Source organism: Streptomyces sp. NBC_00442, assembly GCF_036014195.1.
Classification (GTDB): domain Bacteria; phylum Actinomycetota; class Actinomycetes; order Streptomycetales; family Streptomycetaceae; genus Streptomyces.
The window spans coordinates 1,372,628-1,387,049 of the sequence record NZ_CP107918.1; the positions used below are offsets into that span (position 1 = coordinate 1,372,628).

The following is a 14,422-nucleotide window of genomic DNA, read 5'->3' on the forward strand; positions in this document are numbered from 1 at the left end:
GCGGCAGTCGCGGTGATGCGGTACGACTCATGGGGTCGTACCGCATTCAACCGTGATGCGTTTCACCGAAGGAGCACTACGTGGCCCAACTCAAGGTCCGTAAGAGTGGCAAGGCGCTCTCCCGCTTCGCCGTCGCCGCGATAGCCACCGCCCTGGTCGCCGCGGGCGCCGGCGCGGCGTCGGCCGGCGGCTCCGCCCCCGCGCACCCGCTGCCGAACATGCCGGTGCTCACCGTCCCGCACGCCAGGAGCCTGGCGGTCGCGGCCGATCCCGACCCTGCGGCGAACCCGGTCTTCCCGCTCCTCGGCATCGACAACGCCGGGGACGCGTGGGCGTACGGGCCCAACGGCAGCGGCGGCCTCACGGCGCGCACGCAGGAGGGCAGCCTGCCGAACGTGCGCGACGACGCGTTCGTCGACAACAACGCGGACGGCTACCTCGACGGCGAATGGACGTGGAACAACGACGGGACGCTGCACTACCTCGTCGACTACAACACCCCCGACCAGCTGATCGGCGGCGGCTGGAACATCTACGACAAGCAGCTGTCCCCCGGCAACCTCGGAGGGGCCCAGGGCTACGACATCGTCGCCCGGGACAGCGCGGGCGTGCTGTGGCTCTACCTCGGCTACAGCGACGGCACCGTGACCAGTCGCGTCCAGGTCGGCGGGGGCTGGCAGGTCTACACCCAGCTCGCCGGCAAGGGCGACCTGGACGGCGACGGCAAGGCCGACATCGTGGCGCGCGACACGGCCGGCGTGCTCTGGTTCTACAAGGGAACGGGCGACTACCACGCGCCCTTCGCACCGCGCACCAAGATCGGCGCCGGGTGGAACATGTTCAACTCCCTGGTCTCCACCGGCGACGTGGACCTGGACGGCAGGACCGACCTGCTCGCCCGGGACACCAACGGCGGCCTGTGGCTCTACAAGGGCACCGGCAACGCCGCGGCCCCGTACGAGCCGCGCGTACAGATCGGCACGAACTACAACATCTACCGCTTGATGACGTCCTGACGCCTCGTCACCGCGCACACAGGCGAACGGCAGGGCCGCACCCCATCAGGTGGGGTGCGGCCCTGCGGGCCTGCGGGCCGGTGGGGGCGAGGGCCCTCGGGCAGGCACCCCCCGTCGTGGGCGTCAGAGCGCGCTGAAGCCGCTCTCCCCCGGTCGGCGGCAGCCCGTGATCGCCGCCAGGGGGATTCCCCCGATGAAATCCATTTCCTGGGTGGGGCCGACAGGACCGATGACGGCCGCGGTCGCGGTCTCCAGGGACGTGCTGTCGGCGTAGACCGTCGGCTTGGTCAGAATCTTGCTCCGCGCGGGCGGCGCGGCGAATTTGTGCCAGCCGCTGACCTGGATCTGGTAGAGGTGCCGGTCGTTGCTGGCGTACCCGCCGCAGTCCTCGTCCAGCGCCGTGGAGACCAAGGTCGGCTTGGGGCTGCTGACATGGGCCCGCGCGTAGGCGATCGGATCCTCGAGGAACAGGGCGAGTTCGGTCGCGATGGACGTGCTGTTGCGGGACCTCATACCGTTCGCCTGACGGATGGCATCGGGAGAGCGCCCATCGGCCCGGAAGAAGACCAGGCTGGCCGATCCGGCGAGCGTGTACCCGTGCGCGGGGGTCTCGGAGTGTGCCTGCCCCGGCTCCGCGGCGGCCGATGTCTGCCCGGCCGAGTTGGTCCGGCCGGCGCCGGAGGTCTGCGCGGCACCGCCGAGCCTCAGCTTGTCGGGCTTCTTCGGCACGGGCGGCGGCTCCTTGGGCGCGGTCTGCACGGCGACCGGGCGGCCGCGACCCTCGTGGGTGGCCTTGTCGTCGTGGACGGTGGAGCGCTGCACCGGTGCGAGCGAGGTGGCGATCTCCTGACGGTTCTCCTGGTGGTTCTCCTGGTGGCCGCAGCCGGCGCCGTGCTCGTGCTTTTCCTGGGCCCAGGTGTGGTCGGCGCTGCGGAGCATCTGGACGACCGCGGCGTTGCCCGCAGCCGCCTGCAGGCCGAGCAGGCCGTGCGGCGCGGGCGGGGCGGATGCCGGCCGACCGGCGGGGATACGGCTGTTGCCCGCCCCGGTGCGGGAGCCGGTCTTCTCCTGATCGTGCACGGGAGCCCCTCTTGGTTGGAGATCGTCAACTTCCCTGGATACGTAGCGGGGAGCCGCCGGCGCAAGGCACAAGCGGGCAGCACGCGGTGACCGGACGGGCACATCCGATGCTGCGATGATCCGCGTGCGGGTCGGCCTGCGGCGGCGAAGCAGCAGAGGCCGACACATACCGGCCCCCGTTGAACCGGCATGATTCCAGGGTGAATTCGCCGACGACTGTGTCGTGGAGCCGTATCGAGGCCTGGCTCGCCCGGAACGCACCTCGTGCGAATCCTTGCTGCGGCACGACGGCACGGGCCATCACGGTCTGCTGCCACCGTTCTGGTCCCTGTTGGGTACGCAGGGGATCGTGAGCGCCTGGCAGATACGTACGAGGATCGACACGGCCGGGCCCGCGGGAGCCGAGGAGGACGATCCGGAGGCGGAGTACGGGCCGTGGTGGAATGCCCAGTGGATCCCCTTCGCTCTCGACGGTTCAGGGGACTGCCTCATCGTCGGCCAACGCTCCCATCGCCTGAACGGCAGGATCCGCGTTGCCGATCATGAAACCGGCTGCTCCTTCCGCCGGCACCCCAGGTGGGCGTCGCTGCCGGCCCTCCTCGGAGCGACAGCTACCGCCCTGGAGTCCGGAAGCGCCCTGGACGGTTGCTCGCCTGTCGTGCTCCACGCGGGCGAACCGGGCTGGGACCTCTGACGCTTGGGCGGGGGCACGCAGCAGCGCCGCCCCGGCCGAACAGGCACTGATGAGGGGCGCGGCATGGCGCGCCATGGCCCCGGTGGTCCCGCGACCGCCACATTTCTCGGCCCTGGTACTCCACGGACTCGCAAGGAGCCGCCCTCTTCGCGCGCGAGCGCCCTGCCCCCTCGCGCGAAAGGCAGGGGCAGGGCGCTCGTTCACATCAGGTCAGGAACCGGCAAGTTGGCGCAGCACGTAGTGCATGATGCCGCCGTTGCGGTAGTAGTCCGCCTCGCCGGGGGTGTCGATGCGGACGACCGCGTCGAAGTCCACACCGGTGTCGGTGGTGACCTTGACGGTGCGCGGGGTCGAGCCGTTGTTCAGTTCCTCGACGCCGGTGAAGGAGAAGGTCTCCTCGCCGGTCAGGCCGAGCGAGGCCGCGGTCGCGCCCTCGGGGAACTGGAGCGGCAGAACGCCCATGCCGATGAGGTTCGAGCGGTGGATGCGCTCGTACGACTCGGCGATGACGGCCTTGACGCCGAGGAGCGCGGTGCCCTTGGCGGCCCAGTCGCGGGACGAGCCCGAGCCGTACTCCTTGCCGGCCAGGATGACCAGCGGGATGCCGGCGGCCTGGTAGTTCTGCGAGGCGTCGTAGATGAAGGAGACCGGGCCGCCGTCGACGGTGAAGTCGCGGGTGAAGCCGCCCTCGGTGCCCGGCGCGATCTGGTTGCGCAGGCGGATGTTGGCGAAGGTGCCGCGGATCATGACCTCGTGGTTGCCACGGCGCGAGCCGTAGGAGTTGAAGTCACGGCGCTCGACGCCGTGCTCCGTGAGGTACTTGCCGGCCGGGGTGTCGGCCTTGATCGCACCGGCCGGGGAGATGTGGTCGGTGGTGACCGAGTCGCCCAGCTTCGCCAGGACGCGGGCGCCCTCGATGTCGGAGACCGGGGTGGTCTCCATCGTCATGCCCTCGAAGTAGGGGGGCTTACGGACGTAGGTGGACTCGGAGTCCCACTCGAAGGTGTTGCCGGTCGGGATCGGCAGCGACTGCCACTGCGCGTCACCCGCGAAGACGTCCTGGTAGGACTTGTTGAACATGTCCTCGCCGATGGCGTTGGCCACGACGTCGTTGACCTCGGCCTCGGTGGGCCAGATGTCCTTGAGGAAGACCGGGTTGCCCTCGGTGTCGGTGCCGATCGCCTCGGTGGTGATGTCGACCTTCATCGAACCGGCGATGGCGTACGCGACGACCAGCGGCGGGGACGCCAGGTAGTTCATCTTGACGTCGGGGTTGATCCGGCCCTCGAAGTTGCGGTTGCCGGAGAGCACCGAGGTGACCGCGAGGTCGTGCTCGTTGATCGCCTGCGAGATCTCCTCGTCCAGCGGACCGGAGTTGCCGATGCAGGTGGTGCAGCCGTACCCGACGAGGTTGAAGCCCATCTTGTCGAGGTACGGGGTGAGACCGGCCTTGTCGAAGTAGTCGGTGACGACCTTCGAGCCCGGGGCGAGGGTGGTCTTGACCCACGGCTTGCGGGTCAGGCCCTTGTCCACGGCCTTCTTCGCGACGAGGGCCGCGGCGACCATGACGTACGGGTTCGAGGTGTTGGTGCACGACGTGATGGCCGCGACGGTGACCGCGCCGTGGTCGATCTCGAAGGTCGTGCCGTCGGCGAGGGTGACCGGCGTCGGGCGGCTGGGCACGCCGTTGGTGGTGGCCGGGGCGTCGGAGGCCGGGAAGGACTCCTTGCCCGCCTCGTCGTCGTCCTCGACGTAGTTGCGCACGTCCTGGCCGAACCGCTCGGCGGCGTTCGCGAGGACGATGCGGTCCTGCGGGCGCTTGGGGCCGGCGATGGACGGGACGACCGTGGAGAGGTCGAGCTCCAGCTTCTCGGAGAAGTCGGGCTCGGCGGCCGGGTCGAGCCAGAGGCCCTGCTCCTTGGCGTACGCCTCGACGAGCGCGACCTGCTGGGCGTCGCGGCCGGTCAGACGCAGGTACTTCAGCGTCTCCTCGTCGATCGGGAAGATCGCGGCGGTGGAGCCGAACTCCGGCGACATGTTGCCGATGGTGGCGCGGTTGGCGAGGCTCGTGGCCGCCACACCCTCGCCGTAGAACTCGACGAACTTGCCGACGACGCCGTGCTTGCGCAGCATCTCGGTGATCGTGAGGACGAGGTCGGTGGCGGTGGTGCCCGGGTTCAGCTCACCGGTCAGCTTGAAGCCGACGACGCGCGGGATGAGCATCGAGACCGGCTGTCCGAGCATCGCGGCCTCGGCCTCGATGCCGCCGACGCCCCAGCCGAGCACGCCGAGGCCGTTGACCATGGTGGTGTGCGAGTCGGTGCCGACGAGGGTGTCCGGGTAGGCCTGGCCGTTACGGACCATGACCGTACGGGCCAGGTGCTCGATGTTGACCTGGTGGACGATGCCGGTGCCCGGCGGGACGACCTTGAAGTCGTCGAAGGCGGTCTGGCCCCAGCGCAGGAACTGGTAGCGCTCCCGGTTGCGTCCGTACTCCAGCTCCACGTTCTGCGCGAACGCTTCCTTGGTGCCGAACTTGTCGGCGATGACGGAGTGGTCGATGACCAGCTCGGCCGGGGAGAGCGGGTTGACCTTCGCCGGGTCGCCGCCGAGCTCCTTGACGGCCTCACGCATGGTGGCGAGGTCCACGACACAGGGCACACCGGTGAAGTCCTGCATGATCACGCGAGCCGGCGTGAACTGGATCTCCTCGCTGGGCTGGGCCTGGGAGTCCCAGGTGCCGAGCGACCGGATGTGGTCGGCGGTGATGTTCGCGCCGTCCTCGGTGCGGAGCAGGTTCTCCAGGAGAACCTTCAGGCTGTAAGGGAGGCGCGCGGAGCCCTCGACCTTGTCCAGCTTGAAGATCTCGTACGACTCGTCGCCCACGCGCAGCGTGCTGCGGGCGTCGAAGCTGTTCGCCGACACGACAGTCTCCTTCATTGATGTGCGCGTTCCACCACAATCCTGCCGCCACGACGTGTTGTCGATCCGCTGAGGTAAGGCTAAGTTAGGTAACCCTTACCGAGCGTCGGCTGCGGTGCGCCTCGGTAGATATCTCGATGTCGAGATAACTCTAGTACATGGCCGCGGGTAGGTCATGCGCGGGCGAGCCTGACCACTGTCATCCCATCGAGGCGTTTGACAGCGAACCCAGTCGTTTCGGCTTCCTTGCCGGCGAACCTAGTCGTACGAGGGGACGTACTGGGGGTGCTGGGCGGCCGTACCGGTCGGGGCAGATCCAGCGGAGCCGTACGTCGAGCTGTCGTACATGGATGCTGTGCGCGCGTGTCGGCGTCGTCCACTGCTGGACTGCGTGGCGGCGCGGTTCGAGGACATGCCCGCGGTACGGCCGTTTCGCTGGTCGCGTGGTGAGCGTCACTTCCCGGGCTGGTACTGGGCTGCGACGACCCGGCGGCACGTCGGTTTCGAGTCGTGACTGACTCGGCGATGGTCGTCGCCGTCCGTGCCGATGAGCGGATCGGGCCACGAGACGCGGAAGCGTTCGAGGTGACGCGCCGGGCCTGCCGTCAGGCCGGGTGAGGCTTCGAGCGGGTCGGGGTTCCGGAGGAAGTGCTGCCGGCGACCGTGAGGTGGCTGTCGCGCTACCGGCATCCCCGGTGCCGGCGTGGGCCGGTCGTGGACCGGCTCCGGCAGGTCTTCGCGATACGGGTCCCGTTGATGGCCGGCGCGGATACGGACGGTGACCGCCTTGAGACGCTCCCCGCCCTGTTCCATCTCCTCCGGTTGCGCGAACTGACCGCCGAGGGCCTGGCGGGCGGGCTGCTGGAGCCGTCCACCGTCGTGCGCCTGGCGGGACGGGAACGTGCGGTGACGGGGGCCGGGGAAGAACGGCGGGTGCCTGCGTCGGCCAGGATCGCGGAGTTCCCGCAGACCTCTGCGGAACAGGCCCGTTGGTGGGAGAGGCACATTCTGGAGGTCCTGGACGGCTTGGCGCCGGATGCTCCCGCGGGGACGGTGCCGCGGCGGTCGGTGGACCGCCTGGGCCGGGGCCTGGAGAACGGACCGCTGTGGTCCCTGCCCGAACTCCGGGCCTGCTCGACGAGTGGATCGTCAGCTGGCGCCGCCGGCACTCCGGGGTGGCGGAGAAGAAGGGGCTGTGGGAGATCCACTACGACCCCTACGACGTCTCCCGTGTCTGGGCACGCGACCGCCGCAGCGAGGCCGCCCGGTGGATCACGGTGTTCGGCGAACATCTGCACCGCGTCGGCGTCCCGTTGAGGCTCGTGGACGGCTACGAAGCCTCCGTGTCCTACAGGATGCTCCGCCACTACGTCCGTCAGTACTGCCCTCCACGGCGCAACGCCGCAAAAGGAAGCCCCCGCTCCACCCAGGGTCGCTTTCAGTAATTTCCAGAATCGAGCCGGGATGTGCCGCCTCAGCCGATCTGTTCACGTTGGCGCTGTGTCGGTGGGGGGCGACAAGCGATCGCCTCTGCCACGGCCTGCGACCGGGGCGGCATCACTTCGTCGACTCCAGAATGCGGTCGAGTGTCCGGAGCCCCATTCTGCTCATCGTCGGATTGCTCTCCACGTAGTACCAGACGAGCCCCATCGCCTGTTCGAAGGCCCACGCCTTGCCGCGCTCCCACTCCAGATCGCCGCAGGCCAGTGTCCGCCGGAGCACTTCCCGTGGGCCCGGTTGCAACAGGTGCCAGCCGCTGACCAGATCCAGCGCTGGGTCGGCCGGGCCGAAGCCGCCGGTGTCGAGCACGCCGCAGAGCCGGTCTCCCGTGACCAGTACGTTGCCGGGAATCAGGTCGCCGTGGCTCATCACGTCGGCAGCCGTACGCGGCAACTCCCGGAAGCGGCTCCACAGTCGGCGCAGCCGGGGCACATCGAGCAGCCCCTGGCTCGCCTCGAAGCACTTCTCCATCCAGGCGTCGTGGTGAGCGAGAACGCCGCCGCGATTGTCGCCGCTGAACTGCCGACCCCGCGTCTCGGCTCCCCGCAGGGCCGCGATGAAGGCCGCAAGGTCCCCGGCGAAAGCGTCCGACCCACTCGGGTCGGCATCGAAGGCGAGCGCTCCCGGCAGCCACGTCTGGACCGACCACGGCATGGGATGGCCCGCTCCGGGCTTTCCCAGGGCGACGGGTTCCGGAACGGGGAACCGAGACACCTGTGCCAGCTCCGCGCTCGCCTGGGCTTCCCGTTCCAGAACGGCCAGTGCCTCCGCGGCATCGGTCAGACGCAGCGGGAAACGCGCGGAGAGGTCGTCCCCGATGCGGAAGATGGCGTGGACCGTGCCGGTCGACGACACGAGCCGGATCGCCTTGCCGCTCCACTGAGGGAACTGTTCCTGGATCAAGGTCGCAACGATGTCGGTGGTCACGTCCACGTGGTCATCGTGCATGGTCAATCTCGCAGGGCCTTCCACTGGTCCAGTTCGAAACGACGGAAGCAGTCCAGATCAACTTGGACGGGACACGAGAGGCACCGACAGAGAGCGATCGTTGGCCATCGAACCCAGTCGCTCAAGATCAGGGCATCGCAACCGACCCACTTCGCCGTCAAAGGACACGAGCCGAGCAGGATGGGACGCGGAGTGCCAGGGTGCCCCGGGATGGCGGGGCGGGGCGGGGCGGGCCGAAGGTGCGGGTGGAGCCCCGGCCGGGCGCCGTCCCCCCCTGACGGAACGACACCTCCGCCAAGCCGGCCACGCGCAGGAGGCGTCCGGTACGTGCGCAACACCCGACACATCCGATACATCCGACACGCCCAAAGTATGTAAAACATCTCACCCCGGACGGACCACTCCATTTGCCGCCCCCGTACGGAAAGCGCAGGATCGGAGGTGACGGGTCCTCACCCCGATGGCCCAGCCCGGCGCGAGCGTCATCTCATATCTGAGATAACCTGCCCCTATGGCAGACGACTACCTCGTACGCATCGGCAAGCTCATCCGTGACGCCCGGCAGCACCGGGGCTGGACACAGACGCAGTTGGCCGAGGCTCTGGGCACCAGCCAGAGCGCCGTGAACCGCATCGAGCGGGGGAATCAGAACATCAGCCTTGAGATGATCGCGCGCATCGGGGAAGCGCTCGACAGCGAAATCGTCTCGCTCGGCTACTCGGGCCCCATGCACCTGCGGGTCGTGGGCGGCCGCCGCCTCTCGGGCTCCATCGACGTCAAGACGAGCAAGAACGCATGTGTCGCGCTGCTCTGCGGCTCGCTGCTCAACAAGGGCCGCACCGTACTGCGCCGGGTCGCCCGCATCGAAGAGGTCTACCGGCTTCTGGAAGTCCTCAACTCCATTGGTGTGCGCACCCGTTGGATCAACGAGGGCGTCGACCTGGAGATCGTGCCGCCGGCCCGGCTCGATCTCGACGCGATGGATGCGGACGCCGCCCGCAGGACCCGCTCGATCATCATGTTCCTCGGCCCCCTGCTGCACCGCATGGACCGCTTCCGGCTGCCGTACGCCGGCGGCTGCGACCTCGGCACCCGCACCATCGAGCCGCACATGATCGCGCTGCGCCGGTTCGGCCTGGACATCACGGCCACCGAGGGGATCTACCACGCCGAGGTGGAGCGCACCGCGCCCGACCGCCCGATCGTCCTGACCGAACGCGGCGACACCGTGACCGAGAACGCGCTGCTCGCGGCCGCCCGCAACGAGGGCGTCACCGTCATCCGCAACGCGTCGTCCAACTACATGGTCCAGGACCTCTGCTTCTTCCTTGAGGCGCTGGGCGTACGCGTCGACGGCATCGGCACCACCACGCTGACCGTGCACGGCATCGCCGACATCGACGTGGACGTCGACTACTCCCCCTCCGAGGACCCGGTCGAGGCGATGAGCCTGCTGGCCGCGGCCGTCGTCACCGAGTCGGAGCTGACGATCCGCCGGGTCCCGGTGGAGTTCCTGGAGATCGAGCTCGCGGTCCTGGAGGAGATGGGCCTCGACCACGACCGCAGCGAGGAGTACCCCGCCGACAACGGGCGCACTCGCCTGATCGACCTCACCGTGCGGCCCTCCAAGCTGGAGGCGCCCATCGACAAGATCCACCCGATGCCGTTCCCCGGCCTCAACATCGACAACGTGCCGTTCTTCGCGGCGATCGCGGCGTCGGCCCAGGGCCAGACCCTCATCCACGACTGGGTCTACGACAACCGCGCGATCTACCTCACGGACCTCAACCGCCTCGGCGGCCGCCTCCAACTCCTCGACCCGCACCGGGTCCTGGTGGAGGGCCCCACCCGCTGGCGCGCCGCCGAGATGATGTGCCCACCGGCCCTGCGCCCCGCGGTGGTGGTCCTCCTCGCCATGATGGCGGCCGAGGGCACGTCGGTGCTGCGCAACGTGTACGTCATCAACCGCGGCTACGAGGACCTGGCGGAGCGCCTCAACTCGGTGGGCGCGCAGATCGAGATCTTCCGGGACATCTGACACGCGCAAGCCGCCGCATCCCCTTCGCCTGCCCGTCAGCGGGACGGGGAGGGAGGCGGCGGCCCCTGGCCCCGCGCCGCGGCCTACTTCTGCGCCGCGGCGCACCTCTGCGCCTCGGCGCACCTCTCGCACCGGGACGTGCGTCTCCGCATCGCCTCATATCCGCATCTCCCCATCCCCCCGGCGCTGTTCGGCCGCAGCCGCGTCCCCTGCATCGACCCGACCCCGATCCCCTGCCCCCTCGGCGTCCCAACGCCGCCCAAACGCCCTTGACCTGGCCTCTTCTCCAGGTGATAGTTGCGCGCCGAAGCGAATCGAGCGGTCGGCGGATTCATCAGGGGTGGGGAAACCATGCAGGCCGAGTACGAAGAGGTCATGTCCGCGTACGGGGAGGCGGAGGGGAACCTTCGGGCGGGACGCTTCGCCGAGGCGCGGCGCGTCGCGCGTCGCGCGCTGGCCGAGGAGGGGCCCGACGCCCGGCTGTTCCTCGTGGTCGGCCGGGCCCACGCCGCCGAGAACGAGGACGATCACGACGACCGGGCGGAGGCGGCCTACCGCGAGGGCCTGGATGCCTTCCCGGACGACCTCGACCTCTTGGCCGCGTACGCCGAACTGTGCCTGGCCAGCGACTACATGGACCGCCCCGCCCGGCACCGGCGCGGTCCCGAACTGGCGCGCCGTGTAAGCGAGTTGGCGCCGGGATCGCCCCAGGCGCTGCGCGTCGAGCGGCGCGGGCCCGGCGTCCGGGGCCCGAAGCCGCCGTCGGCGTCGCGGACCCAGCTGCACGACGCCCGCCACGTCCTGGCCGCCGTCGGCGACCCGGCAACGGCCGCCGCGCGGGCCAGGACCCAGGCCCAGGCCCGCCCCGAGGACGACCGCCTCGCCGTGCTCGCCGAGACCCTCACCGCGCTCGACCGCCCAGGGCGCGCCCCGGCGCGCTGGGTGGTGCGGGCACCCCTGCGCACGGCACTGCTGCGCGGGGCCTGGTGCGTGGCCCTGCTCCTTGCCGTCCCGGCGCTGCACCTCTCCGCCTGGACGAGGCTCGCCGTCTTCGTGTTCCTCCCGGCGAGCCTTGCGGTCAACGCCCTCCTGCGCCGCGCCCGAGACCGAGCGGCCGCCCGCCCTCCGGCGCCCCCGGCCGACATCCCTGCCGCCCCGGCCTTCCCCGCCCTGCCGCCCGTCCCCGGGTACAGCCGCCGCGAACTGACGGCCGGCATCGCGATCCTCGCCGGCGTGGTGGCGGCGGCCGCGGTGTCGGGCATCTGGAGCTACCGGCAGTACGCCGCGTACCCGCACTACACGGTGTCGGCGCCCGACCGCCTCCAGGGGTTGGCGCGCCAGGACACGAGCCCGGCCCGCGTCCGCATCGAGAACGTGATCGACCCGATCATGGCGGGCAACGGCGGCCGGACATTCACCTACGTCTACGGGCCGGATCCCGACCGGCCCGCGCTCATGCTGTGGGGCGCGACAGGCGACTTCCACGATGCGACCGCCGACACACTGAGCAGCATTCAGCAGGTCGCCGGCGCGGCCGGCTACGTGGTGCACACGACGTGGACCGCCGATCCCGGCCGCCTCGGGGGATCCATGCGGTGCATGACGTACGACGTGGCCAACAGCCCGATGGTGAACTGCACATGGCTGGACAAGGGCAGCCTGGGCAGCGTGTACTTCGCCGACGAGGGCCGGCCCCGGGAGGCGGCTGCGGCGCTTGCCAGGTCGGCGCGGGAGGGCGTCCTGCACCTGGGGTCCGGCAGCGGCTCGGAGATCTGACCCGAGGCGAAAGCCGTCGAGCGCGCCCACGTTCGGTGTCGGCTCGGGCCGCTTCCCGCCGCCCGCCGCTCGTCACGCGGGCGCGGAGTCGCGACGCCGCCGCCGCTCCGAACGCCGGTGCCGACGCGTTCGCACGCACTGAGCCGTCCACGGCCGAGTACGCGAGCCGGACCCAGTTCACGTTAGGTTAGGCTTAGCTAAGTTGCACGGGCGGGCCTTCGTGCTGCTGCGTCTGCGAACACACAGAATGGACGAACATGACCGTACGGGTCGCGGTGGCCGGTGCCAGCGGATACGCGGGAGGGGAACTGCTCCGCCTGCTGGCTTCGCACCCCGGCGTCCAGATCGGCGCGGTGACCGCGCACAGCAGCGCGGGCCGCCGGCTCGGGGCCGTACAGCCGCAGTTGGCGGGGCTCGCCGACCGGGTCCTGCTCGACACCCGTGCCGACGCCCTGCGCCGCCACGACGTCGTGTTCCTCGCCCTCCCTCACGGCCAATCCGCCGCGCTGGCCGCCGAGTTGGAGCCCAGCACGCTCGTCGTGGACTGCGGCGCCGACTTCCGGCTGCGCGACCCCGCCGCCTGGGAGCGGTTCTACGGCTCCCCCCACGCCGGCACCTGGCCGTACGGGCTGCCCGAACTGCCCGGCGCGCGCGAGGAGTTGAAGGGAGCCGCGCGCATCGCGGTGCCGGGCTGCTACCCCACCGCCGTCACCCTGGCCCTGTTCCCCGCCCACGCCGCCGCGCTCGTCGAACCCGAGGCCGTCGTCGTCGCCGCCAGCGGCACCTCGGGCGCCGGGCGCTCGCTCGCGCCGCACCTGCTCGGTTCCGAAGTGATGGGCTCCATGAGCCCGTACGGGGTCGGCGGCGGCCACCGTCACACCCCTGAACTCGTCCAGAACCTGTCCCGCGCCGCCGGCGAACACGTGACGGTGTCCTTCACCCCGACCCTGGCGCCCATGCCCCGCGGCATCCTCGCCACCTGCTCGGCCCGGCTGCGCCCGGAAGTCGCCGCGAGCGGGCGGGACGACGAGGTGCGGGCGGTGTTCGAGACCGCGTACGCCGACGAGCCGTTCGTCCGGCTGCTGCCGCCCGGCCAGTGGCCCTCCACCGGCGCCGTCCTCGGCTCGAACACGGCCCAGGTGGGGATCGCCGTGGACCCCGACGCCCGCAGGCTGATCTGCGTGAGCGCCATCGACAACCTGACGAAGGGCACCGCCGGTGGTGCGGTGCAGAGCATGAACATCGCCCTCGGCCTGCCGGAACGGCTGGGCCTGCCCACGAATGGAGTGGCTCCGTGAGTGTGACCGCCGCCCTCGGATTCCTTGCCTGCGGAGTGCGCGCCGGCCTCAAGGAATCCGGAGAACCGGACCTCGCCCTGGTCGTGAACCGGGGGCCCGTGCGCGCCGCCGCCGGTGTCTTCACCTCCAACCGCGTCCAGGCCGCGCCGGTCCGCTGGTCGCGCCGTACGCTCGACAGCGGCCGGGTGTCCGCCGTCGTGCTCAACTCCGGCGGGGCGAACGCCTGCACGGGACCCGGAGGCGCCGACGACACCCGGCTGATGGCCGAGCGGACCGCGCTGGCCCTGGAGATCGACCCGGACGAGGTCGCGGTGTGTTCCACGGGACTGATCGGGGTCCGCCTTCCGATGGACCGCGTGACGGCCGGCATCACCGCCGCCGCGGACCGGCTCTCGGCCCGGGGCGGCGAGGACGCGGCCGTCGCGATCAAGACGACGGACTCCGTCCACAAGACCGCGGTGGCCGCGGGCGACGGCTGGACGGTGGGCGGCATGGCCAAGGGTGCGGGCATGCTCGCCCCGGGCCTCGCCACCATGCTCGTCGTCCTGACCACGGACGCCGTCGCCGACGCGGCCGTCCTCGACTCGGCGCTCCGCGAGGCGGTACGCACCACCTTCGACCGGGTCGACTCGGACGGCTGCATGTCCACCAACGACACCGTGCTGCTGCTCGCGTCGGGATCCTCCGGCGCGACCCCCGGGCGGGCCGTGCTCAGCGCGGCCGTGCACGCCGTCTGCCAGGACCTGGCAGGCCAGTTGATCGCGGACGCCGAGGGCGCGTCCAAGGAGATCGAGGTGTCGGTCGTCGGTGCCGCGTCGGAGGCCGACGCCGTCGAGGTGGGCCGTTCCGTGGCCCGCAACAACCTTCTCAAGTGCGCCCTGCACGGCGAAGACCCCAACTGGGGGCGGGTGTTGTCCGCCATCGGCACGACATCGGCCGTCTTCGACCCGGACCGCCTCGATGTGGCGATCAACGGCGTGTGGGTGTGCCGGGACGGCGCCGCGGGCGAGTCCCGCGACAAGGTCGACCTGACGGGCCGGCACATCACCGTCGTGGTGGACCTGCGCTCCGGCGACGCCTCGGCCGCCATCCGGACCAACGACCTGACGGCCGAGTACGTCCACGAGAACAGCGCGTACAGCTCGTGAGC

10 protein-coding genes are annotated in these 14,422 nt (G+C 70.5%); 7 read left to right on the forward strand and 3 right to left on the reverse strand.

All coding sequences use genetic code 11. The features are described 5' to 3' along the window. The first annotated feature begins 80 nt into the window (after window positions 1–80). Window positions 81–1,016: an FG-GAP repeat domain-containing protein gene (locus OG432_RS06170; RefSeq protein WP_328308524.1), complete on the forward strand. Its 936-nt coding sequence runs from the start codon at window positions 81–83 to the stop codon at window positions 1,014–1,016. A gap of 123 nt (window positions 1,017–1,139) precedes the next feature. Here the strand turns inward: OG432_RS06170 and OG432_RS06175 are convergent, their stop codons facing one another. Beyond that, window positions 1,140–2,096 carry a hypothetical protein gene (locus OG432_RS06175; protein WP_328308526.1) on the reverse strand — a complete coding sequence of 319 codons (957 nt, stop codon included), beginning with the start codon at window positions 2,094–2,096 and terminating at the stop codon, window positions 1,140–1,142. A gap of 349 nt (window positions 2,097–2,445) precedes the next feature. On the opposite strand from OG432_RS06175, the gene OG432_RS06180 reads away from it, so the two are divergent. Further along, window positions 2,446–2,790 (forward strand): hypothetical protein, encoded by a 345-nt coding sequence (locus tag OG432_RS06180; RefSeq protein ID WP_328308527.1) that lies wholly within the window; start codon window positions 2,446–2,448, stop codon window positions 2,788–2,790. A gap of 210 nt (window positions 2,791–3,000) precedes the next feature. Here OG432_RS06180 and acnA read toward each other — a convergent pair whose 3' ends face one another. Beyond that, window positions 3,001–5,715 (reverse strand): aconitate hydratase AcnA, encoded by a 2,715-nt coding sequence (acnA, locus tag OG432_RS06185; protein WP_328308528.1) that lies wholly within the window; start codon window positions 5,713–5,715, stop codon window positions 3,001–3,003. A gap of 1,103 nt (window positions 5,716–6,818) precedes the next feature. Here acnA and OG432_RS06190 point away from each other — a divergent pair. After that, window positions 6,819–7,157 (forward strand): hypothetical protein, encoded by a 339-nt coding sequence (locus OG432_RS06190; protein WP_328308529.1) that lies wholly within the window; start codon window positions 6,819–6,821, stop codon window positions 7,155–7,157. A 112-nt stretch (window positions 7,158–7,269) separates the two neighbouring features. Here OG432_RS06190 and OG432_RS06195 read toward each other — a convergent pair whose 3' ends face one another. Then, the gene (locus OG432_RS06195; protein WP_328308531.1) at window positions 7,270–8,160 is read right to left on the reverse strand and encodes an aminoglycoside phosphotransferase family protein; all 891 of its coding nucleotides are present in this window, start codon (window positions 8,158–8,160) and stop codon (window positions 7,270–7,272) included. 511 nt (window positions 8,161–8,671) lie between these two features. On the opposite strand from OG432_RS06195, the gene OG432_RS06200 reads away from it, so the two are divergent. From OG432_RS06200 to argJ, 4 genes are all read left to right on the forward strand, one after another. Further along, on the forward strand, window positions 8,672–10,198 hold the full coding sequence (locus OG432_RS06200; RefSeq protein ID WP_328308533.1) for a helix-turn-helix domain-containing protein: 1,527 nt from the start codon (window positions 8,672–8,674) through the stop codon (window positions 10,196–10,198). 351 nt (window positions 10,199–10,549) lie between these two features. Beyond that, window positions 10,550–11,974: a hypothetical protein gene (locus tag OG432_RS06205; RefSeq protein ID WP_328308535.1), complete on the forward strand. Its 1,425-nt coding sequence runs from the start codon at window positions 10,550–10,552 to the stop codon at window positions 11,972–11,974. 257 nt (window positions 11,975–12,231) lie between these two features. Beyond that, a complete protein-coding gene (argC, locus tag OG432_RS06210; RefSeq protein ID WP_328308536.1) occupies window positions 12,232–13,272 on the forward strand; it encodes an N-acetyl-gamma-glutamyl-phosphate reductase in 1,041 nt (346 codons plus the stop codon). Beyond that, entirely contained in the window at window positions 13,269–14,420 is a 1,152-nt protein-coding gene (gene argJ, locus OG432_RS06215) for a bifunctional glutamate N-acetyltransferase/amino-acid acetyltransferase ArgJ (protein ID WP_328308538.1), read from the forward strand. Before argC ends, argJ begins: the two co-directional genes overlap by 4 nt. Window positions 14,421–14,422 lie beyond the last annotated feature (2 nt).

Coding starts and splice junctions, on each gene's coding strand:
- OG432_RS06195 (WP_328308531.1), bottom strand. CDS start 8,160: ATGCACGATGACCACGTGGACGTGACCACCGACATCGTTGCGACCTTG.
- OG432_RS06200 (WP_328308533.1), top strand. CDS start 8,672: ATGGCAGACGACTACCTCGTACGCATCGGCAAGCTCATCCGTGACGCC.
- OG432_RS06205 (WP_328308535.1), top strand. CDS start 10,550: ATGCAGGCCGAGTACGAAGAGGTCATGTCCGCGTACGGGGAGGCGGAG.
- argC (WP_328308536.1), top strand. CDS start 12,232: ATGACCGTACGGGTCGCGGTGGCCGGTGCCAGCGGATACGCGGGAGGG.